The sequence below is a fragment of the Aequorivita sediminis genome (assembly GCF_032080575.2).
Lineage (GTDB): Bacteria > Bacteroidota > Bacteroidia > Flavobacteriales > Flavobacteriaceae > Aequorivita > Aequorivita sediminis.
In genome coordinates this window covers 1-22155 of the sequence record NZ_JAVLSO020000005.1, presented here as the reverse complement: position 1 = coordinate 22155, position 22155 = coordinate 1, and the positions used below count along the sequence as shown (strand labels likewise).

Annotated in this window: 27 protein-coding genes; 12 read left to right on the top strand and 15 right to left on the bottom strand. The window is 32.7% G+C overall.

Annotated elements, in window-relative coordinates; genetic code table 11:
• Window positions 1–2 precede the first annotated feature (2 nt).
• The 3 genes from RT250_RS09585 (at window position 3) to RT250_RS09575 (ending at window position 2707) form a co-directional block, all read left to right on the top strand.
• A complete protein-coding gene (locus RT250_RS09585) occupies window positions 3–1373 on the top strand; it encodes an MBL fold metallo-hydrolase RNA specificity domain-containing protein (RefSeq protein ID WP_313114384.1) in 1371 nt (456 codons plus the stop codon).
• 233 nt (window positions 1374–1606) lie between these two features.
• Entirely contained in the window at window positions 1607–2038 is a 432-nt protein-coding gene (locus RT250_RS09580) for a hypothetical protein (protein WP_313114382.1), read from the top strand.
• A 186-nt stretch (window positions 2039–2224) separates the two neighbouring features.
• Window positions 2225–2707: an acyl-CoA thioesterase gene (locus RT250_RS09575; protein ID WP_313114379.1), complete on the top strand. Its 483-nt coding sequence runs from the start codon at window positions 2225–2227 to the stop codon at window positions 2705–2707.
• 46 nt (window positions 2708–2753) lie between these two features.
• Here RT250_RS09575 and RT250_RS09570 read toward each other — a convergent pair whose 3' ends face one another.
• Window positions 2754–3596: an ATP cone domain-containing protein gene (locus RT250_RS09570; protein ID WP_313114377.1), complete on the bottom strand. Its 843-nt coding sequence runs from the start codon at window positions 3594–3596 to the stop codon at window positions 2754–2756.
• A gap of 216 nt (window positions 3597–3812) precedes the next feature.
• On the bottom strand, window positions 3813–4307 hold the full coding sequence (locus RT250_RS09565) for a hypothetical protein (protein ID WP_313114374.1): 495 nt from the start codon (window positions 4305–4307) through the stop codon (window positions 3813–3815).
• A 219-nt stretch (window positions 4308–4526) separates the two neighbouring features.
• Between RT250_RS09565 and RT250_RS09560 the strand changes: the two genes are divergently transcribed.
• The gene (locus tag RT250_RS09560; protein WP_313114371.1) at window positions 4527–5159 is read left to right on the top strand and encodes a hypothetical protein; all 633 of its coding nucleotides are present in this window, start codon (window positions 4527–4529) and stop codon (window positions 5157–5159) included.
• Window positions 5160–5164: 5 nt separating this feature from the next.
• Here RT250_RS09560 and RT250_RS09555 read toward each other — a convergent pair whose 3' ends face one another.
• Window positions 5165–5998: a universal stress protein gene (locus RT250_RS09555; RefSeq protein ID WP_313114369.1), complete on the bottom strand. Its 834-nt coding sequence runs from the start codon at window positions 5996–5998 to the stop codon at window positions 5165–5167.
• Between the two features lie 213 nt (window positions 5999–6211).
• Between RT250_RS09555 and RT250_RS09550 the strand changes: the two genes are divergently transcribed.
• The 8 genes from RT250_RS09550 (at window position 6212) to RT250_RS09515 (ending at window position 13557) form a co-directional block, all read left to right on the top strand.
• Window positions 6212–6715: a c-type cytochrome gene (locus RT250_RS09550; RefSeq protein WP_313114367.1), complete on the top strand. Its 504-nt coding sequence runs from the start codon at window positions 6212–6214 to the stop codon at window positions 6713–6715.
• Window positions 6716–6787: 72 nt separating this feature from the next.
• A complete protein-coding gene (locus tag RT250_RS09545) occupies window positions 6788–7363 on the top strand; it encodes a fasciclin domain-containing protein (RefSeq protein ID WP_313114366.1) in 576 nt (191 codons plus the stop codon).
• A gap of 31 nt (window positions 7364–7394) precedes the next feature.
• Window positions 7395–9365, top strand: a complete 1971-nt coding sequence (nosZ, locus tag RT250_RS09540; RefSeq protein ID WP_313114364.1) for a Sec-dependent nitrous-oxide reductase — start codon at window positions 7395–7397, stop codon at window positions 9363–9365.
• Between the two features lie 199 nt (window positions 9366–9564).
• Window positions 9565–10173 (top strand): hypothetical protein, encoded by a 609-nt coding sequence (locus RT250_RS09535; RefSeq protein ID WP_313114362.1) that lies wholly within the window; start codon window positions 9565–9567, stop codon window positions 10171–10173.
• Between the two features lie 102 nt (window positions 10174–10275).
• Window positions 10276–10710: a nitrous oxide reductase accessory protein NosL gene (locus tag RT250_RS09530; RefSeq protein ID WP_313114361.1), complete on the top strand. Its 435-nt coding sequence runs from the start codon at window positions 10276–10278 to the stop codon at window positions 10708–10710.
• A 121-nt stretch (window positions 10711–10831) separates the two neighbouring features.
• Window positions 10832–12085 carry a nitrous oxide reductase family maturation protein NosD gene (locus RT250_RS09525; protein WP_435373074.1) on the top strand — a complete coding sequence of 418 codons (1254 nt, stop codon included), beginning with the start codon at window positions 10832–10834 and terminating at the stop codon, window positions 12083–12085.
• Window positions 12072–12782 carry an ABC transporter ATP-binding protein gene (locus RT250_RS09520; RefSeq protein ID WP_313114359.1) on the top strand — a complete coding sequence of 237 codons (711 nt, stop codon included), beginning with the start codon at window positions 12072–12074 and terminating at the stop codon, window positions 12780–12782. Before RT250_RS09525 ends, RT250_RS09520 begins: the two co-directional genes overlap by 14 nt.
• Window positions 12775–13557 (top strand): ABC transporter permease, encoded by a 783-nt coding sequence (locus RT250_RS09515; protein WP_313114356.1) that lies wholly within the window; start codon window positions 12775–12777, stop codon window positions 13555–13557. The genes RT250_RS09520 and RT250_RS09515 overlap by 8 nt, the downstream gene beginning before the upstream one ends.
• 395 nt (window positions 13558–13952) lie before the next feature.
• Here the strand turns inward: RT250_RS09515 and RT250_RS09510 are convergent, their stop codons facing one another.
• The 12 genes from RT250_RS09510 to RT250_RS09455 all read right to left on the bottom strand — a co-directional run bounded on the left by RT250_RS09510 (window position 13953) and on the right by RT250_RS09455 (window position 22054).
• Entirely contained in the window at window positions 13953–14393 is a 441-nt protein-coding gene (locus RT250_RS09510) for a hypothetical protein (protein ID WP_313114355.1), read from the bottom strand.
• Between the two features lie 42 nt (window positions 14394–14435).
• Window positions 14436–15146 carry a helix-turn-helix domain-containing protein gene (locus RT250_RS09505; RefSeq protein WP_313114353.1) on the bottom strand — a complete coding sequence of 237 codons (711 nt, stop codon included), beginning with the start codon at window positions 15144–15146 and terminating at the stop codon, window positions 14436–14438.
• Window positions 15147–15537: 391 nt separating this feature from the next.
• On the bottom strand, window positions 15538–16158 hold the full coding sequence (locus RT250_RS09500; RefSeq protein ID WP_313114352.1) for a hypothetical protein: 621 nt from the start codon (window positions 16156–16158) through the stop codon (window positions 15538–15540).
• A gap of 176 nt (window positions 16159–16334) precedes the next feature.
• Window positions 16335–17165 (bottom strand): alpha/beta hydrolase, encoded by an 831-nt coding sequence (locus RT250_RS09495; protein WP_313114351.1) that lies wholly within the window; start codon window positions 17163–17165, stop codon window positions 16335–16337.
• 143 nt (window positions 17166–17308) lie between these two features.
• Window positions 17309–17692 carry a hypothetical protein gene (locus RT250_RS09490; protein WP_313114350.1) on the bottom strand — a complete coding sequence of 128 codons (384 nt, stop codon included), beginning with the start codon at window positions 17690–17692 and terminating at the stop codon, window positions 17309–17311.
• A gap of 43 nt (window positions 17693–17735) precedes the next feature.
• Window positions 17736–18080, bottom strand: a complete 345-nt coding sequence (locus tag RT250_RS09485) for a hypothetical protein (RefSeq protein ID WP_313114349.1) — start codon at window positions 18078–18080, stop codon at window positions 17736–17738.
• 170 nt (window positions 18081–18250) lie between these two features.
• On the bottom strand, window positions 18251–18811 hold the full coding sequence (locus RT250_RS09480; protein ID WP_313114347.1) for a hypothetical protein: 561 nt from the start codon (window positions 18809–18811) through the stop codon (window positions 18251–18253).
• A 380-nt stretch (window positions 18812–19191) separates the two neighbouring features.
• Window positions 19192–19536 carry a hypothetical protein gene (locus tag RT250_RS09475; protein WP_313114345.1) on the bottom strand — a complete coding sequence of 115 codons (345 nt, stop codon included), beginning with the start codon at window positions 19534–19536 and terminating at the stop codon, window positions 19192–19194.
• Between the two features lie 224 nt (window positions 19537–19760).
• Complete coding sequence (locus RT250_RS09470; RefSeq protein ID WP_313114343.1) at window positions 19761–20048, bottom strand: type II toxin-antitoxin system RelE/ParE family toxin; 288 nt, start codon at window positions 20046–20048, stop codon at window positions 19761–19763.
• Window positions 20041–20280, bottom strand: coding sequence for a ribbon-helix-helix domain-containing protein (locus RT250_RS09465; protein ID WP_313114341.1), 240 nt, complete (start codon window positions 20278–20280; stop codon window positions 20041–20043). Before RT250_RS09465 ends, RT250_RS09470 begins: the two co-directional genes overlap by 8 nt.
• Before the next feature lie 67 nt (window positions 20281–20347).
• Window positions 20348–21313 (bottom strand): tetratricopeptide repeat protein, encoded by a 966-nt coding sequence (locus tag RT250_RS09460; protein ID WP_313114339.1) that lies wholly within the window; start codon window positions 21311–21313, stop codon window positions 20348–20350.
• A 261-nt stretch (window positions 21314–21574) separates the two neighbouring features.
• Window positions 21575–22054, bottom strand: a complete 480-nt coding sequence (locus RT250_RS09455) for a hypothetical protein (RefSeq protein ID WP_313114337.1) — start codon at window positions 22052–22054, stop codon at window positions 21575–21577.
• Between the last annotated feature and the right edge of the window lie 101 nt (window positions 22055–22155).

Below are 22155 nucleotides of genomic sequence, written 5' to 3'. Positions count from 1 at the left end.
TTATGCAAAAGATCAAAGTTCATTTTTTGGGTGCTGCTGGAACAGTTACAGGGTCAAAATTCTATATTGAAACACCAGAACAAAATATTTTAATTGACTGTGGAATGTTTCAAGGAGTTAAGGAGATTCGTAAGAAAAATTGGGAAGATTTACCTATAGCTATTCCTTCAATAGACGCGGTATTATTAACACATGGGCATTTAGATCACACAGGGTATTTACCAAGGTTGGTGAAAAATGGATATAGAGGAAAGATTATTGGAACGGCACCAACATTAGCAATTGCAAAAATTATATTGTTAGATAGTGCTAAAATTCACGAGGAAGAAGCTGAAAGGGCCAATAAAGAAGGGTATTCTAAACATACACCTGCCGAACCATTTTACACTTTACAAGAAGCTGAGGTAACCTTAGGCTTTTTTAAATCGGAAGAAAGAGACCAATGGCTTCAGCTTTCAGAAAATATTAAATATAGATTTAAATATAACGGGCATATAATTGGAGCCACTTTTATTGAATTAGATATTTTCGGTAAAACTTTTGTTTTCTCTGGAGATATTGGTCGCGAACACGACTTATTGCTCTCTCCACCCGAAAAACCAAAATGGGCCGACTATTTATTTATTGAAAGCACCTATGGAAACAAACTTCATCCACAAGAAAGTGTTTCAGATAAATTGGTAGAACTCATCAACAAAACCATTCACAATAGGGGGAATCTTATAATTCCTTCTTTTGCGGTAGAACGGCTACAGACTTTGATGTTTTTGCTTTGGAAATTGTACAATGAAAACCGAATTCCAAATATTCCAATATTTATTGATAGCCCGATGGGAAATAATGTGCTATCGGTATTTCAGAATTTTTCAGACTGGCACAAAATACCAATGAAAGAATTTTATGCGATGAGCAATAGGATGAATATAATTACGTCCTATAAAGAAACTTGGGAGACCATAGATAATCCACAGCCCAAAGTAGTTATTGCTGGAAGTGGAATGGTTACAGGCGGAAGAGTATTAACGTATCTAAAACAGATGATTGACAAGAAGAATACCTCTGTACTGTTAGTTGGTTACCAAGCTGAAGGGACTCGTGGGAGACAGCTGTTAGAAGGAGCTCATGAATTAAAATTCTTTGGAAAATATCATCCAGTGAAGGCAGAGATACACCATATTGAAAGTCTTTCTGCCCACGCAGATCAACAAGGACTATTGGATTGGACTAGCAAAATTAAAAACATTCCCGAGGAAACATTTTTAATTCACGGAGAGCCTACAGCACAAGATGCGCTGCGACTAAAACTTCAAGATACTTATGGATGGAAGGTTTCAATTCCTAAACTGTTTGAAGTAAAAGAAATTTTAGTTTAAATAACTCTTCTTCATTGAAGTAATTTTATTAGACATCAAAGTCGATATAATTCTTTTTTGCATTTTCAAATCTATTTTATAGATCTAATAGTTATTAGTTTTTATAATCTTTAATTTTGGTTTTAGCATTTAAAAATGCCATTCACTAACTTTAAAATAGTCGAATTATTAGATAGGTTCTAGTCTTTTCGGCTGTTATTTTAAAGTTACACACAATTTAAATAAACTGAAATATGAAAAGAACAATTATCGTAATCGCTTTATCATTTATGAGTCTTGGGTTATTCGCTCAAAAAAAGTATATGAAAAACATAAATGAGACTATAGAGCTTTCTAATAAAGTTGTTTCATTGTTTAATGACAATAAAATCTCTGAATCCTTTGATCAATTAACTCTTTATTGGCCAATGCCACAAAATGAAATTGAGTCGATTGAGGAAAAAACTATTAAATATTTAAATTTAGTAGAACAACGATTCGGAAAATCAATTGGAACAATAAAAGTAAAAAATGAGACTATCTCTGATATAGCAATTAGAGAAACCTATTTAATAAGATATGAGAATACTGCAATAAGATTGATCTTCACTTACTATAAAAACAATAATGGGTGGATTGTAAATGCGTTTAAATGGGACGACTTATTTACTGAAGAATTTAAATAAAAACTGTGTACAACATTGGCTATAGGTAATGCGGGTTAATCTATTGCCCAAAGTTTTTGCTTTTTTATTACTCCAATTTGTATATTAGTTCAATAAAATAAAAATAGAAGGCTCGCTCGGGTCTGTGCTTAACCGAATAGTTTAACATTCTTAGCCCGCACCACCCAAAGCCTAGACCGATAAACTATGAAAGAATTCTGGCACAAACACAATTTAAGAGTTCACTATAAGCAAACAGACCAAATGGGAGTGGTACATCACGCCAATTACGTTACTTGGTTTGAAATTGGTCGTACAGAAATGATGCGTTCCAACGAACTTCCTTACAGCAAAATGGAAAGTATGGGTTTAATGCTGCCTGTTTTAGAGGTTCAAGTTAAATATCATAAACCCGCGCTTTACGATGAGGCTATCGGGATATTTACAAAGATTAAAAACCAATCCGCCGTTAGATTAGAATTCTATTATGAAGCAAGACGACTTGGTAAAGCAGGTACGCCTTTAGCTCTAGATGAAAATGTAGAGGGAGAACCTGAAGGAGAACTTCTAGCATCTGGAACATCGCTGCATATGTGGTTGGATAAAAACTGGAAACCAGTTAGACTAAATAGTAGAGCGCCTGAAGTTTATGAACTAATTCAAAATATATCGATAGATTCTAATCGATAATGTTCACTAGAAAATATAGAGGAAAAAGCTGTGTAATCGTTCTTTATTAAAGATTACACAGCTTTTTTATTTCACTTAAAACTCTTTTCTGTCGTATTTGGGAGAGTCCTATTTTTTCAAGTAAAAAAGAAGACTCGTATAATTCTTTAGTTAGAATAACATTTTTTTCGATAAGAAGATGCTTTTCCTTCTTTGTCAAAGTTGTTAGCGTGGTAATAGGGTAGAGGGTATATTTATCTATATTGTGTTTAATTCCATTGTTATCAGGATAATCCCAACTCATTAAATGCAGTCCAACACATTTGGAATAATCAATCGCGTCTTTTGAAAAACGTGTGTTAGTAACTAACCATCCCTGTTTTAAATGGGATTTTTTCTCAGGATCATTATTCCATCGCCTTTGAATATCTAAAAAACGAGAGTTAATATACAGTGGTATTTTTACATTACTTACAGCCCTAGGATCTGTATGGAATTTACATTCTACAGTGTAAGCATTACCATCTTTTTCAGCTAGAACATCAACTTCGTGTGTTATACATTCACCTTGTAAAGTAATTCCAACCTGTGTTGTATAACCATGGTGTTTAAGAACGGCGCCAATTAAACTTTCAAAAGGGAATCCTGTGGGACCTAAATCTAAAATAGCCCGTTTTAAACTGTATTTAGAAGCTGATACGCGGTTGAGTTTTTTTAGTATAGAATACGCTGTTTTGTAAATTTCTTTAGACTTCATTCCGTCGTAAAGCGTGGGCATAATCTTATTAACTACTTGATCTATTTCGTTTTCCGAAGCTTTACTTCTTCTAAGTGAAGTTTTTAATTTTTCAACTTTAAACTCTTCAATGTCACCGTTGAATTTTTCTATTTTGATATTAATTTGTCCCATAGTATTATATTACTCTAAATCCCTGTAAAAAATCTCTTAAGCTAAAGATGTTTAACCAAGTAGATTTTTATCTGTAAATTTCTGTTTGAATCAGCTTGTTACCAACATATCAAATTTCGATAATTATACTATGTATTTAGTGTTTTCAATGAATATTATTAGTGTTCAACTTATATTTTATGGGATTTTAAAGTAAAATAAAAAAGACTTATAATTTTATTGAAAATACTCGAAATATCCGTCAAGATTTTCCTTAATATTTTTTTTAATTTTAGCACCTTCATCTACAGTTGTAACCTTTCCTAAAGCATCAATTTTCTCTATAAGTGGATGTAAAAAAACATGTAGATTATCGTGAGATGGGCCTTCCATAGTACACTCCTTAACAACGAAGTTTTTTACTTCATTTAAGTTGGAAGCCAAAGCGTGGTAACCTTCCGTGGTTTTAGTCTCAGTAGACTTAAGCATATCCAACATTTTATTTACTCCTTCAGTAGTTTCAATATTTGCGTCCCATTTACTACCGTTGTCAAGTTGAATTTCGTTTGTCCAAGCATTATCTAATGAGTGAGAAGCCATGTCGATATCGTGGTGTTCGTGAACCTCTTCAACAGTATCTACTGCGTCGGCACTAACATCCTTGGTTTTTGTTTCGTTACAGCCTACTAATAAAGCTGAAATAATTGTCAGTGATAGAATTGTTTTTTTCATTATATATTTTTTGATGTTACAATTTAACTATTTAAAAGTTCAATGCTAACAAATGACGGGATTATTATAGCAAATGGTTATGATTAAAATCATATAAAGGTTTAGCGAAACCACATATTTTTATTCCATTATTTTATTTTCAATTAATTTAAAAAAGAGAAGCGTATATTTACATAAGGCTAGTATAGATATTGATATTGCCTTTCTAATTTTAATTTGATGAAAAACATATTATTCCTTTTGGTTTTGATGATTCTGTTTGTTAGTTGTTCGAGTAGTCGCTTGGTAGACGAGTACATTAATAAGGAGAATCCTAATTTCCAAGCTCAAAAGGTTTTGGTGGTAGGTTTAACCCCGGATGGTGGATTGAAACGCCAATTTGAATACAGTCTTGTAAAGGCCTTAAAAGATGAAAATATAATTGCTGTTAAAAGCGTAGATTATTTTGAAAGTAATGTGAACGAGATAGATCAATCTGAAGAGAATTTAGAAGCTCTGAAAAAGCAATTATTAAACCAAAGTTTCGATGCAGTACTTTTTTCAAAAATAGTGGGTCAGGAAAACAAGGTAACCATGGCGCAATCCTATAGAAATCTTACTCGATCTTTCCGGTCATTTAATGATTACTACAATGAGAACAAAGTAATTTATGAAAGTAACCAAATTGAAGATTACCCAGTTTATAATACAGAAACATCTTTGTTTTGCCTTTGTCCAGGTAGGAACAACGATTTAATTTGGAGAGGAAAAATAGACATAGTGAATCCTCCCTCAGCAGCTACATCAACTCGAGATTATGTGAATACGTTAATGCAAGCGCTTAAAAAAAATAAGTTGCTGAAAATAAGGTAAATTTCTTACGAATAATTTCTGAATATTAAAAGCGGAACTCGAGTACTGTAACTAATTTTGGAAGTATCTGAACCAAATATAAAGCGGTCTAAAAAACTTTCTCTCTCTACAAACACAGCGTGAAATTGAACAGGAATTAATTGTGTAAAGGCATCAATCGCAACAGCAGACGGGATATTTTTAATACTAAAACGCTCCATATTTATATCTTTAAAATGATCGATATAATTACCATTTGATGAATCCACTTCTACACTGTTTTCTTCAATTTCCAATATTTTTAGGGTTGAATTGTGTTTTCGAACTATATCTAAAATTACTGCTAAAGAATCATTTTTAAGTTGATACTGATAACTTACAGATAGTAGAAACGAGTCAATTTTAGTATAGACATATCCTTCAGGAATTGCTAAAACTGGACAGTTTGCCTTTCTAATCAATTTCAAGGTATTACTGCCAAATACTACTTCTTCGGCTCCAGTTGCCCCGTTTGTACCCATGATGATAAGTTCAATATTATTTAAACTTACTGCTTGATTTACGGCATCAACGATATTGTCGAAATCAAGTTTCGGGACAAAAGTGAAGTTTTCACTTTCAGATTGCGATTTACAATAGTCAATCATCTTTTTAAGTTCCTTCTTATTATCGTTTAAAATACCATCATAAACTGAATCTCCTGCAGTGCCGTATAGTACATCTGAGGTAATATATCCACTAGGTTTTTGTGAATTTAGAATATGGAATGTGACAGTTTCCCCTTCGAAAAGTTTTAATGAATACTTTATTGCGTTCTTCGAATTTTCAGAAAAGTCGGTAGGTAAGAGTATGTTTTTCATAAGCCATTCTTTACTCAAATATATTGACAATGATTGTTTTAAGAAATGATTAATGTCATTAATATTAAGATTTCCAATTTTTAAATTACAGCCTAATTTATCCAAGACAATTAGTTTTATAATAAGTGACTAAAAGGTCATAAATATGATAAATGTCATTTTACAAGTATCCTTTATAAAATACATTTGTTCTATAATTTAATACTAACAACTATGAAGAATATAATTAAATCGATGGCTGCACTCGTAATCTTACTACTAGTAAGTTGCGGTGGAAAAGAAGAAAAAAAGAAAGAAGGAATTCAAATTGGTCAAAAGCCGGCTCCAACTGAGACTCCAAAAGAAACACCAGTTTCATCGGTTAAGCCTTCCGAGACTGTAGATCTAACTAATAAAGGAATTGGTCCTGTAAAAAACGTAGATCTTGCTCCTGAGGTTGATGATGCAATGGCGGCTAAGGGTTTAGACCTATTCAAGTCAAAATGTATGGCATGTCATAAAGTAGATAAAAAGTTTATCGGTCCACCACCAACGGGAATTTTGGAAAGACGAACACCAGAATGGGTAATGAATATGATTCTAGATCCAGAAGGAATGGTTAAAAACGATCCACTAGCAAAAGCTTTATTACAAGAATTCAACGGTTCGCCAATGGCAAATCAAAGCTTAACTGAAGAGGAAGCACGACAAATACTAGAGTATTTTAGAACCTTATAAAAATTCTTAACTAACCAAATTTCCCTTGCGGGACTACTTGTTCTGCAAGGGATAAAATAACTGAAAAGCAGGATGAATACAACTTTAAGAGTACTTTTTGTTTTCATTTTATTACTTGCTTATACTGCATGTAAAAATGAAACAAATTCGGAAGGGAACGGAACCCTAACTGAGAATTCCGTAGATAATAGTGTACCTAAAAAGGAAGGCCAAGCATTTATTACTGATGATGAATCTGCACCTAATGTTCTTCAAATTGCAATGCGTTCACCAAATCACAAAACATTGGTAGCAGCGGTTCAAGCGGCGGGTTTAGAAAACTCACTAGTTAACGCTGGTCCGTTAATGGTTTTTGCACCAACTGATGAAGCTTTTAAAGCCTTGCCTGCTGGCACTGTAGAAGATTTATTAAAGCCTGAAAACAAAGAAAAATTGGCTTCAATACTTAAACACCATGTAACTCCTGGTAATTATTCTAAAGATTTTCTAAAAAAGTTTAAAAAAGTTGGACAGGCAGATGGTAATGATGCAATAGTTGAAGTAAATGGTGATGATGTAACTGTAGGAGGAGCTAAAATTGTAGCAAGTGTACCTGCAGGTAACGGAATTGTACACGTAGTAGATAAGGTAATTCTTCCTGCAAATTAGTTATAAACAATTTAATTTAAATAATAGACCAATGAAAAAATCAATTAATATTTTAATTTCTGCGATTATGGTAGCCGGTTTGGTTAGCTGTAATGATGGCGGAACAAAAAAGAGCAAAAGTGGAGGCCAAGGAGGTTTAGCGACCAACGCAGCTGAAAGAGTGTATGTTGCTCCTGGAGAACATGACGAATTTTACGGATTTATGTCTGGAGGATTTAGCGGACAGCTTGGTGTGTACGGTCTACCATCAGGGCGATTGTTAAAAGTACTTCCTGTATTCTCTCAGAATCCAGAAAATGGCTGGGGGTATACCGAAGAAACTAAACCGATGTTAAATACATCTTTTGGCTTTGTCCCTTGGGATGATTCTCACCACCCAGATATATCTCAAACTGAAGGAGTGCTAGATGGACGTTGGGTATTTATTAATGGAAACAACACTCCACGTATCGCCCGTATAGGTTTAGAAAGTTTTAAAACTGAAGAAATTATTGAAATCCCAAATAGTGCGGGTAACCACAGTTCTTCATTTATAACTGAAAACACTGAGTATGTAGTAGCAGGAACACGTTTCTCTGTGCCAGTTCCTCAGAAGGATATGTCTATTAATGAATACAAAGGTAATTTTAAAGGCGCCTTAACTTTTATTAAAGTAGATCAAGAAACAGGAAGAATGAATATTAAATTCCAGCTAATGATGCCAGGATTTAACTACGACCTTTCTCACCCGGGACGCGATAAGAGTCATGGATGGTTTTTCTTTACTACATATAATACTGAAGAAGCTCACTCATTATTAGAGGTAAACGCTTCACAAAACGATAAAGACTTTATTGCAGCTGTAAACTGGAAAAAAATTGAAGAATACGTAAATAACGGAGGCGGTAAAAAAGTACCTGCTAAATATGCCCATAATATCTTAGATGAGCATACCCACACTGCAACTTCAACCATGATTGATGAGGTTCTTACTGTAGATCCTTTAGACGTACCAGGAGCTGTTTACTTCTTACCAACTCCTAAATCTCCTCATGGATGTGACGTAGATCCTACTGGAGAATACATCATCGGTAACGGAAAACTTTCTGCCGATCTAACTGTACACAGTTTTACTAAAATGCTAGATGCAATCGAAAACGAGAAATTTGATGGTGAAGCTTATGGTATTCCAATTTTAAACTTTGAGGATATTCTTGCTGGAGTTGTAAAACAACCAGGATTAGGCCCATTACATACTGAATTTGATGGAAAAGGGAATGCATATACTACTTTCTTTATCTCTTCTGAAGTTGTAAAATGGAAAGTGGGAACTTGGGAAGTATTAGATCGTCAACCCGTATTCTATTCTGTAGGTCACGGGATGATTCCTGGAGGAAATTCACGTAAGCCATTTGGTAAATATTTCGTAGCCCTAAACAAGATTACAAAAGACAGATATTTACCAACTGGCCCAGAGCTAACTCAGTCTGCTCAATTATTTGATATCACTGGAGATAAAATGGAATTATTGTTAGACTTCCCAACTATTGGTGAGCCTCATTATGCTGCTGCTATCCCTGCAGAAATGGTAGCTCCAAACTCTAAAAAGATTTTCAAATTAGCAGAAAACAAACACAAATATGCAGTATTAGACAACAGCGATGTTAGAGTGGAGCGCGATGGAAAAGAAGTTCATATTTATATGAATATGATTAGAAGTCACTTTAACCCTGATAACATTGAAGGTGTAAAAGTGGGTGACAAAGTATATTTCCACATTACAAACCACGAACAAGATTTTGACGTACCACACGGGTTTGCTGTAATTGGTGCCAATAATGCCGAAATGCTAATTATGCCTGGAGCAACCGAAACTTTAGTTTGGGAACCAAAACAAGTAGGTGTATGGCCATTCTACTGTACTGACTTCTGCTCTGCACTTCACCAAGAAATGCAAGGATATGTAAGAGTTAGCCCAGCCGATTCGGATATTGAATTATCTTGGACATTAGGGGAAGATTAAAAGATGTTTTTAGTAGTGAAAATACATATTAGTGATTAGTAGTATTTTCATAGGAGACGGGGGTTGTTGATTTCCCCCGTCTTTTTTAAACGATAATTATTTTTAGATTTTAAAATAATCAAATTACCAAATAAATCACCTAATACTTAAACCAAACCCAACCAAACACTGACGTTTAAGATTTTAAAATTTAAACAAAATGAAAAAAGCAGGAATAATAATGATAATTGGCTCCTTGCTATTATTGGGTCTTTTTAAATTCCCATTGTGGAATATAATGCTTGGTGCACCGCAATACCCAGATCCATTAGGAATGGATATTTATATACAAGGAATTCAAGGAGTGGAAGAATTTGATATTCAAAATATCGACGGACTTAACCACTATATTGGGATGAAGCCAATTCCGAAAGTGGAAGAAATGTGGGAATTTGATGTGTTCCCAAAAGTGATCGGGCTTATGGTTGCTTTAGGGGTAATCATCGGGATTCTTGGTTTCCTAGGGAAAGTAAGTTACAAATGGTTCCTCGGCTGGTTTATAGTGATGTCTATTTTAGGTATATTGGGAATGTACGATTTTAACCTGTGGTTAACAGACTACGGAACTGATCTTGACCCAAAAGCTATTATGAAATTGGAAAATCTAGACGGCACACCTATGACATATAAACCACCGCTTATTGGCTTTCAAAAAATGTTGAATTTCGATGTTGATTCTTGGCCTGGAGTAGGAGCCTATATGATCTTTAGTGGGATGTTATTAACAGTTGTAGCTTTTTTTGTGGGAAAAAAAGAATATAAAAAATAATCAAATTAATGCTCCTATCCCTCATTTAGGAGAAGGTGGATTAATAAAATGTGTGTACGTTTTATTAAGACGAAAGGGGTAAACCTCTAAAAATTTACAATTATGAAAACCATACAATTATTACTAATTTCATTGTTATTCGTAGCGTGTAATGTTAGTCCACAGCCCATTAATTATGGATCTGATGCTTGTCATTACTGCGATATGACTATTGTAGACAGACAGCACGCTTCACAAATAGTTACGGCTAAAGGTAAAGTTTATAAATTCGATGCTATTGAGTGTATGGTTCATTCCTTACAAGATGAATTTAAGGACACAGAAATGGCATATAAAGTAGTAGCGAACCTTAATAATCCAGGGGAACTAATTGAAGCTTCAAACGCCACATACTTGGTGAGTGAAAAATTACAAAGTCCGATGGGTGCCAATCTTTCAGCATTTTCAGATACCCAAGAGGCTCAAAAAGCACAAGAAAAATTTACGGGTAAAATATATAGTTGGGATGAAATACAGAAACACTTAAAGTTGAAATAGGATAATGACTTCAGCAGTTTTTTTAACAGCTTTAGGGCGGTTTAAAGCCTTGCTGAAGTCGTTTTTTTAATTGCTAAATAGTTGATGTTACAGACTAAGTATTTATAATTCAATTTAAATTTTGAAAAACAAACTTTTCATAGTATTCCTTTTTATTTCATTGTTTTCAAGTAGAAACCTTTGGTCGCAAACAATTACTGTATGCAATACATGTCCGGTGAAAGCTATAAAAGAGGCGGTTAAACAAGCCTCAGAAGGGGATACTATTTTGGTGAAAAAAGGTGTTTATAAGGAAGCTAATATTAAAATTGATAAGAGCATTGCGCTTATAGGCGAAGGTCTTCCTACTATAGATGGAGAAGAAAAAGGAGAGATTATTACCATTGGCACAGACAACGTTACCTTAGATGGATTCAAAATTATTAATGTAGGCGTGAGTTACACTACAGACTATGCTGCAGTGCGAGTTGTAAATAGCACAGGTTTCCTTATTCAAAATTTGGAACTCGAAAAGCTTTTTTTCGGAATTTACCTTCAAAAATCTAATGATGGAAAAGTTTTAAACAACAAGGTAAGGGGAGAGGCTGTTACCGAATTTAACTCAGGGAATGCAGTTCATTTATGGTATTGTAAAAATGTTGAGGTAATTGGTAATGATGTGCAGAATGTTCGCGATGGAATTTATCTGGAATTTTCAGATAATATAACTATTAAGGATAATTTCAGTAAGAATAACGTGCGATACGGACTTCACTTTATGTTTAGTAACAATAACTATGTAATCAATAATACTTTTGAAACTAATGGTGCTGGTATAGCATTGATGTTTTCAAAATTTATGCAAGTTGAGAATAATATTATTCAGAAAAACTGGGGAACAGCGGCTTATGGATTACTGTTAAAAGAAGTAAACGACGCCGACATAAAAAACAATTTGTTTTTCGAAAATACCGTAGGAATTACGGTTGAAGGAAGTAACCGTTTGGAATACTCTAACAACGATTTTACGAGTAATGGATATGCTTTAAAAGTGAAAGGTGCCTGCTATCAAAACTATGTAATAAACAATAACTTCCTTTATAATTCATTCGATATATCCTATAACGGACGTATTAATGACAATAAGTTCGACAATAATTTTTGGAGTAATTATACCGGTTACGACCTCAATAAAAACGGAATAGGAGATGTGCCTTATCGCCCTGTAAAACTATTTTCATATATAGTAAACCGAACGCCAGAAACGATAATTTTAATGCGAAGCCTATTTATAGACATAATAGACTTTTCAGAAAAAGTATCACCCGTATTTACTCCAGATGACCTATTGGATGAAAATCCAAAAATGAAACGTATAAATCATGATAGAAATTAAGGATTTACATAAAAAATTTGGTAAAAATGAAGTGCTAAAGGGCATTGACCTCTCTATAGGCGAAGGTGGAATATTTTCCATTCTCGGTCCCAATGGTTCAGGGAAAACTACACTTATCAAAGCTATTCTTGGGATGGTAATACCAGATTCAGGGGAAATTCTCTTTAATGGAGAATCACTAAAAAATAATTTTAAATATCGCGATAAAATTGATTACTTACCGCAAATAGCCAACTTTCCTGGAAACTTAAAGGTGAGTGAGCTTATAGAGATGATTAAAGATCTAAGAGCCACTAAGGCAACACATGACGAAGCTTTAATAGATTTGTTTAAATTGCAACCTTTTCTGAATAAACGACTTGTAAATCTGTCTGGAGGAACAAAACAAAAAGTAAACTTAGTACTTACGTTTATGTTCGACAGTCCATTAATTATTTTGGATGAGCCTACAAGTGGTCTAGATCCAATTTCACATTTACGATTAAAGAATTTAATTTTTGCCGAAAAAGAGAAAGGGAAAACAATTCTTGTAACCTCCCATATTTTAAGTTTTGTGGAAGAAATTGCCGATGAAATAGTGTTTATTTTAGAAGGCAAAATTTACTTTAAAGGTAGTATCACCGAACTTAAAACCAAAACCGAACAACTTGATTTTGAACATGCAATAGCCTCCATTTTATCCGCAAGTTATGCTTAAGATTTTAAAATATAGTTTTTATGATTTAATGCGCAGCCGTTGGAGCTACGTATACTTTCTATTTTATTTACTGCTTGGTATTGTGCTATTGTTTTTAAACAACGATTTGTCAAAAGCAGTAATAACCCTAATGAATGTGATAATCATTCTTGTACCATTAATCGGAACTATTTTTGGTGTGATGTACTATTACAACTCTCGCGAATTTACTGAGCTTCTTTTAGCACAACCTATTAAGCGAAGTTCCATTTTTTTAGGGCAGTACTTCGGGGTTGCAACATCATTGGCTATGAGTCTGGTAGTAGGATTAGGTTTACCCTTTGTTTTCTATGGTATTTTTAACAGTAGTGCTATATGGGATTTCACATTGTTACTTATAACCGGCTGCTTTCTCACCTTTATTTTTACCGCTTTAGCCTTTGTTATTGCCCTTTCTAACGAAAATAAAATTAAAGGTTTTGGATATGCTATTTTACTTTGGCTTTTTATGGCAGTAATCTACGACGGATTATTCTTAATGTCGCTGTTGTATTTTGAAGACTACCCTTTGGATAAATTCTCATTAATTGCCACTATGCTAAACCCAGTGGACTTATCGAGAGTTTTAATACTACTTAAACTAGATATTTCTGCTTTATTAGGATATACTGGAGCCGTATTTCAACAATTTTTCGGAACAAGTTTTGGGGTGATTTTATCCTTTGTAATGTTAGTGTTTTGGGTTGTCATTCCAACATTCTTTATCTGGAGAATCGCTAAACGGAAAGATTTTTAAATGGTGCATTTACACATATTTACATCGATAGCTTAAAAGATGTGTACTTGGATTGATGCCATCTTATTGCAACTTGAATTTATAATATTCTAAATAATTAATACTACAAAACTTCCTACTCACTCTCTTTGTCATTTCCCATTAGTATATTGACATTTTTAGCATTACAATTAAACATGTAGGAAAGTGGATAAGTACTTTATTGAATATTCCGATAATTGGAATTTATTCAAAAAGCTTCATCTATAAACTTATAATGCTGAAATTATGACGCTTGAGATCTGAAGATTCTTTATCCTGATTATAAATAAAAGTCTCTTCAAACTTCGTTAATAACTAAATTTTTACAAAATTGGAGGCTTGTGCAGCTGTTTTCACAGTTATGTGCTGTTTTTCTATCTTCGGCCTGATAATTTTAGTCCTGAATTTATATTCATTACAATTAATCCCAAGTTTAAAGCTCCGATTACTAATTCTAATACCTGTACATATAAAAACGTATTATCTATAGATTTGTAAGTAGCGTGATAGTAGAGATATATGGCCAATGAAATTAAAATCACACCATTTAAGGCAATAAGCTTCATTCTTTTTAATTTTTTATTAACGATAGGGTTTTGTGAATTTTCTGAAAGTTTTTTACCTGAAAGCGCCAACATAGGCATCGTAACTACAAGAATCGGAAGACAATAAAGTATCCCCGTTTTCACTTGTTTTATAAAGAAATCTTCTCCAAGTATTTCTGCAATCAGCGAAAAGCTAAAAAAGCAGCTTATTGTGAATCCGGCAATTACTGTTGCCATAATGTGTACTATAACTATTTTTGACCGTTTCATTTCTTTACATTTTATGAAACAAATCTATTGCATTATATACTCTCAAAATTGCAAGAATCGGAAATCAGACATACTCGCACGTATATTTTTTGGTGAAACTCCAGTTATATTTTTGAATGTATTGGTAAAATGAGCTTGGTCTGCATAATTTTGGGTGTATGACACTGATGTTAAAGAATCGGTCGAATGTTTCATCTGAAAAATGGCCTGTTTTAATTTTACTAAATGGATATACTCTTTTGGGGAACAGCCAATTGATTTATAAAAATGGTTTCGTAATGTCCGGCTAGAAATTCCAATTTCGTCTGAAATTGTTGATATAGAAATATTTCCTTTTTTCGATTCAACAAGGTTAATGGCTTCAGTAATAATGTTGAGGTCTTTGACTAAAATGGTTTTTAAAAAAATGTTTTCTATTGCTACAAACATTTTTTTTGGATTTGAACATGTGTGTATTTTGTTCTTGAAATTTAGTGCATTTTTACCAAACAAGTTCTCTGTTCTGATTAGCCATGGCATTTCACAAATATTCACGTTTGTCAAATACGCCAAAGTATAGGGTCTGACGTGAGCTCCAATAATTTTTATTCTCTCCGTCAACGGTTTCACCGAAATTTGATTTGTGGATATTCTGGAAATAATCATTTCCGCCTTAATAGTTTCTTCTATTGAATGGTTGGTAACTAAAAACGGATGTTCAAAAAAATATCCGAACGTAATTCTGGGAAAAGGAATTACATATTCTTCTTCCATGCTCAATTCGGTTATCGGGATATCTATATAAAAGTAGTAGTCCACCAGCGATTGTAGGTGGTCATTGAACGGTTTTTGTATGATGAAGTCATTTTTCACCAGTTAATTATATTACCATATTATGATTGAGAATGATTAGATACGTGGATTATAACGTAAGATAATAAATAAAAACTGAAAATAATCCCGGCAGTTAATGAGATAATGAAGAGATTGACTTGTAGTCATCTAAAGATTTTTAGCGTTAATATTTGATTTAGCACTGATTTGAGCTAATATGCGTGTATTCGGATTACTTGTTCAAAGTTTACCTTGAAATAGTCTAATCCTATGGCACGAGTGCAGCCAATTGTTGAAACAAATTGGGGTCAAACATGGTGATGCTACGTTTTTAGTCACAGGTTGATTTTAGCGTTGTTTTTCCATTTTCTTCAATCATTTCAAATCCATTATCAAGCATTGGTTGAAAGCTTTTTCGTCCAGTAAATTGCCAAAGTGCATATCCATATTGGCATTGATTGATTATTCCATTTTGATATTCCATAAACATTAATTCCTTTAGTTCATCCCAATACTTTTTTGGTGAATGGATAAAGATTATTAGGGGATTAAATTCTGGGTCAGCAAATTCTTTTTTATAGTATTTTCTAATTCGTTCAGTGCTTGGAAATCCGTACTTTTTTGTTATTTCTATCAATCTCTCAGTGTGTTCAGCATCCATTGGATTAATATATTTTCTAAAAATCAACTTGCTAATACTATCCGATACAAATTTTCGATTTTCCAATTCCATAACCCTTAAACTGTCTGGAAGGTTTTCAATTCTGTCCGTTTCTGATTTGTCAAATGTCTTAAAAATTGTGTACTCACGCATAGTTTGGTCGTAGCCATACATAAATTCCATTTCTTCTACTAAAATGTTTATATCCTTTTCCAAAAGAGAGTCTTTAACAGATTGTGAAAAAATTGTATTACTCAATAATATGCTAAAAATCAAAAGTTTTAATTTCATTCTCGAATTTTATGTAAATGTTGTACAACGCGGTCTCGGCTATGGTAGTAGGGTTGGTTAGCACTTAAATTTGCAATCATACACCATGCTGAAAATCCGCGCCTCTATAGCTATCGGGATTTCTAATTAGGCTATTACTAGCATTTAATTATGTTCGGCTTTGTAGCTAGTTTATTTTATTCTTGCTTTTGTTCAAATATATTCTCAAACGCATAATAAACAGCTATATGTAAAGCGTCTCCGTGTGTTTTATCCTCTAAAAATTTGTAAGTCAAATCCGTATTTTGCTCTTTGTTTTTATTGAGCTTGTCATACAATTCTTTTGCAGTCCGTTCCATTACTTCTCCCTCTTTTCCACCAGCTATATAAATCGATTTTTTAGAACTATACGTTTTAGGGTTTTCATCTAGCAGGTTTTCATCATCCCACCATAAACTTGGACTTACAATTATATAATTGTCAGATAGTTCAGGTTCTTTGATTAGAATCTCCGTTGCCAATAGTCCTCCAAGAGATTGACCAATAATTGTTTTCATTTCCGTGGTTCTGTATTCGAAATTAATAAAGGGCTGAAGTTCTTTTTTTATAAAGGAAATGAAATTTTCAGATTTTCCAGACGTAGGAAACTCTTTTTGATCAAGTTCACTTTGAGAAGGATAAGTAAAATCTCTTTTTCTATCTACATTTGCTATTCCAACAACAATTGATTCGGGAATCATATTAATCCACGAAAAAGAACCGAATTGCACAATTCCAGAAATATGAATGAAATCCCCTTCTTTAGAACCATCAAGCAAATATATTACAGGATAGTTTTTTAAGCTGTCCTGCGAATAATTCATTGGTAGATAGATGTTCAAATCTCTTGTTTCGTTCAGTAGTTGAGATTTAATTTTTATTGTTTCTCCAATTGTAAAGTCCGTTTTGCTAATTTTTTCGAGTAAATCTTGTCCGTATGAAACCTTTACTGTTAAAAGTAGAATCAGACTTAATATTATTTGTTTCATAATTTTTGCTCAAATTAGCTACGGCGGTTTTGTGTATGATTTCGTTATGTGTGTCAACACTAAAGTTAGCAAATAGATCACGAATGGAAGTCTGCGTACCAATAACTATCGGGATTTGTGAGTAGGCCATTACTAACAATGAATTATACACATTGTTGTGGTGTCGTTTTTAATTTTTCTATCAGTTTGTCATTAAATTCAATTAGTTCAACAATTTCGGAATTCCAACTGTCCTCAATTATTTCTCCAAAACCTGTGTAAAAAACATCCCAATTGAGATTTAAACTTTTTCCAAGTTCAACTATAAATCCGCTCAAGTCATTTCCTTTATTTTGTAATTCTTCCATAAACCAATTCCCAAAACCGTTTGCAGATTCTAATTCACTTGAAAATGATAAATAATATTTTGGAACTTCATTTTCGTAAATAATAGTTTCATTATACTCTATTTCCAAAAAAGGAAAAAATCTTTCATTTCCTCTTTCCTCAACTAAATAAGATTCCGTTTCTAGAGTTATTTTATTCATCTTCTATCTCAAATATTTTTCGAACTTGTGGATTAATTTTCTGTCATTTGATTTTGTCTTTTTCAATCCAAATTTCAGTTTTGTTAAGCATACTTCCAGTTTTCCAAATCAGACCAGATTCAATAGCTTTTATGTATAATTCATAACTTTCGTCAATTGTAAGTTTTGAGAAAGCCCAATATTTCCATTTAACGATTTTAAAATTCCACCAAATCCAACCAAAACAAATTACAAGAAAAACAGTAATTGCAACAATATAATCAGCCTTTTCCAATTTCAGAATGTTCGAAGTAAACCAATTTGCTATAAATCCACAAATAATAACAAACGAAACTAAAGATCCGTAAACCGTAATCAATCCTTTGTTTATTAATTTACTTAAATTCAATTATTTAGAGTTTTTTTGTTGATTTGTCAAATGCATTACAACATTTAGTATAACCGCAGTTACGGATAAATATACGAGGTTTTTCGGTTAAGCACCTACGGTAGCAATTACGCGTGGAATTGGGCGCAGTCGAATCCGCCGTAATTGTGGTTATACATTGTTACCTGTAGTTATTTTTTCCGATACACTATTAAATTATATTTAAATTCGGTTCCATCACTTTCTAAAAGTTCAAATACTTTCAATTCCGTTTGAGTGATTTCCGCTATTTCTATTTCGTTTTCCGTAAACTCAATTAAAGAACCAGATTTTTTTAATTGTTCCAAAAGTCCAGGCGCAAGTTTGTCAATCGGCAAGTTGTATTTTGGTTTGTCAAAGGTCAATATAACTACCTTTTTTTCTGAGTCATATTTCCATTTTCCACTTTCACAATTTTCTGTATTTTCACAACCAATTAGTTCATAAGTTCCATTTTTCTCAATCCGCATACTTGGTCGCCAAACGACTTCGTTGGCGGTAATTGTGTCATTTACAAAATGTTTTATTTCCTCAATAATTTTTCCGTTTTTATCAGTCAATTTTTGAAATTCCCACGTTCCGATAATCAGATTTTTAATTTGTTCTGCATTTTTCTTTGTTTTTGCATCATCTATTAATTCCAAGTAAGTTTTAGATGACTGGCAATAAGTCAAAATTGGTAAGAATATGATGGCAAGCAGGATGTTTTTCATAATTACAGGCAACGTTTAGTATAACCGCAGTTACGGATAAATATACGAGGTTTTTCGGATAAACACCTACGGCAGCAATTACGCGTGGATTCGGACGCAGTCGAATCCGCCGTAATTGCGGTTATGCAGCGTTGTAAAACGTTTTTCTCATACGTTTCTAATTATCAGGAATATTCCTCCAATAATTAACATAAAAATGACCGTCCAAGTACTTACTAATGTCTTCCAGGTGAAAATTGAATATTTATTCATTCGGAAACTGTCTTTCTCGTAAATTCTCCAAGCTAATAACATAATGGCAAGCAAAAAATAAATCACTCCTGAAGCGATCGGATTTTCCCTTACATATTCATTTATAAATTCCATTATTCAAGAATAATTTAAATGTTTTCCGATACATAAGTTTGATTAAAAGTCCTTACTCTAATTCTATCCTCTTTATTTAAAATGCCATAAATCCATACGGGAATAAGTAATCCGCAAGCAACTATGAAAATCCCAAAAATCGTTTTCATCTCGGAAATCATTTGCATTACAAAATAAAGTCCGACCATAGTACCTACTAAAAATATAATTCCAGAAAGTATTGAGGTCAATTTGGATTCTTTTGCGTAAAATTTATTTGATTCAAGATTAACATTTAGATCACATTTTTCACAATCAACCTTTTTTGTTTTTCCATTCTCCATTGTAAATTCAATCCGGGTTCCCGCATTCGTTTTCACTCGGTTTTCGTGATTACAATTAGTGCATTTATAATATACTCTCAAATTTATTCAAATGTTTTACAACCGTTTCGTATATGATAACTAGGCGTGTTTCAGCAAGTAATTTAGCAAATACAATCCAAATAGAAAATCCGCGTCCCGATAGCTATCGGGATTCGTAAGTAGGCGAGAAAAAGCAATTACTTATAGGCATTGTTGGCAATAGTTTTTAATAATTCAGGTTACAGTTTTTCATTCAAATCTTGTCTTCCGACAATTGCCATTATTTCTACAATATCCTCATTTACTTTAAAATAAATGCTATCAACACCGCAAACACAGCGTCTGTAGTCCTTTTTTAAATATTCAACAGATTCAAATGAAAAAGGTCTTTGGGCAATGATTTCGAAATATTTAAAAAATGATTCAAAGTATTTATCCGCTTGAATCATTCCAAATTTTTTCACACCGTAATGATGAATCCGTATCAAGTCATTTTTCGCTGCATTGCTTAACCTATATTTAGTCATTAAGCATAGACTTTGATTGAGCTAAAATTTCATTTTTACTTTCATTTGTAAATCCGCTATTTTCGGCTTTCTCCAATTTAGTGCGAATCCAATTAATTTCAATTTGTTGTTTTCGAGCTTGTCTAATTAAGTCATTTACTAATTCACTCTTGCTTGAGTACTCTTTTTTATCCACTTGAGTTTTTAGCCATTCATCGTTTGGCTTTGTGAATGATATACTTTGTCTTGCCATAATTCAATTTTTTGATGTAAATATACACCAAATACGAATCATTTCCAAAATAAGCTAGAAAAAGCAATTACTTATAGCCATTGTTGTAGGTAGTTTTTTTACAGTTATTTTTTAATAATTCTATCCCTCTTTTTTGTCCAAGCTCGGATAGTTCATTCCAATCTTTACAGGCTAATTCAAATCTTCCAGTTTCATAAAAAATAGCGGCTCTATTATAAAGTGCATCTATATTTTTTGGGTCAAGTTCATAGCTCTTTGTAAAATTATTTATTGAACTTTCGTAGTCTTTATTTTGATAGGCAATAATTGCTTTATTGAAAAATTCTCCAGCTTTTTGAATTATTCTTGTATCTCCTCCATAAAAATGGTCTAATTGATAGAAAGAATCAGTGAAAAATTTCATTGAAATTCCACGAAATGTTTTAGTTTTTTCATCTTTTAAAACGAAGGGCATTTCTATAGTTTCAAGATGTTTAAACTTCTTTAAGTTCCAAAGTTTATATGATTTATCAATTACTTTTCTTACTCTTTTAATTTTACTGGAATCAGATGTATTTGAGTAACTGATTAAAGTATTTATCTCTCTATTTTTTAAATCAATTGTGATGACTCCTTTAGCTTTAAAATTACTGTGTTTATTCTTAAAAGCTTTGTTCAATTCAAGTTCCAAACTCGACCTTAAAGTTGGTGTATAAAATTCATTTGCAATTTGATTTTTACTTTCTGATTTTTGATTTTTAATTTCATTAAACAATTTTTGCTCTCTAATAAAATAGAACCTCTTTAATTTATCTTTTTCCATTCCATCTATTCTTTCACAGAGAATCAGCGTGTCATTTTTTACTCTTTCTATTTCGTAGCCAGAATTTGAAGATGTTTTGATGAAATTTTGATTTAGTGAGTATGGAAAACAAACCTCATTTACTCTATGAGTTGGATTTCCATTAGTACACATTTCCAATTTTTTAAAAGTGTAATTAACGTAAGAAGAGTCAGTAAGGAAACGGTCAACTAAACTACTACCATCTTTCATCTCAATCTTATATTTTATCCAATCTCCATTTAATTCCGAAATATTGACTTTTTGACAATACGATTTGATTGTAATTAGAAGGAATAATAAAAGTATGTTTTTCGTCATTTTTAAAATTACCTACAACGTTTAGTATAACCGCAGTTACGGGATCAAATTTAATGTTTTTCGGATAAGCACCTACGGTAGCAATTACGCGTGGATTCGGACGTAGTCGAATCCGCCGTAATTGCGGTTATGCATTGTTGTGCACAGTATTTTCTATCCGTTAAATAGATTATTAGTTATGTTTTCAATTAGTACATTTTGGTTTAATATTTTTAACGAAGTACTGTCAGATTTTAATATCAATTGACCTTTTTCTTCTCCGACCAAAATTTCATATTTATGCAAGAAGATCCGCTTTGTTAAATCATAAGATTCATCCGTGTAATTAAGTCCGTTATGTTCTTTAAATTCGATTTGGCTGCCATTTTTAATGAAGTCAACCATAATTTTCTCACTTTTAAATCCCGGTAAAATAACAGCAGAATGTTTATTAATAAACTTAATTTTCTCGGCATTTTCATATCCGACGACATTTAAAGATATTTCTATATCAGAACTTATTGTTTCCGGATAAACTGATTTATCCAAATATTTTATTTCATCAATTATCCATTCTCCTTCCAAGTCTTTGGGAACAGTCTCGGAGCAGGAAAAAATAACTATTAATAGGAGAAATGAGTAAAGTTTCTTCATATTGTGCACAACGGCAGTCTGTCTCAAAACTACACTAATTTTCTTTTAAATTCAGTTGCAGGGTTAAGATTTCCGTATTTCATGAATTTTATGAAATTTCT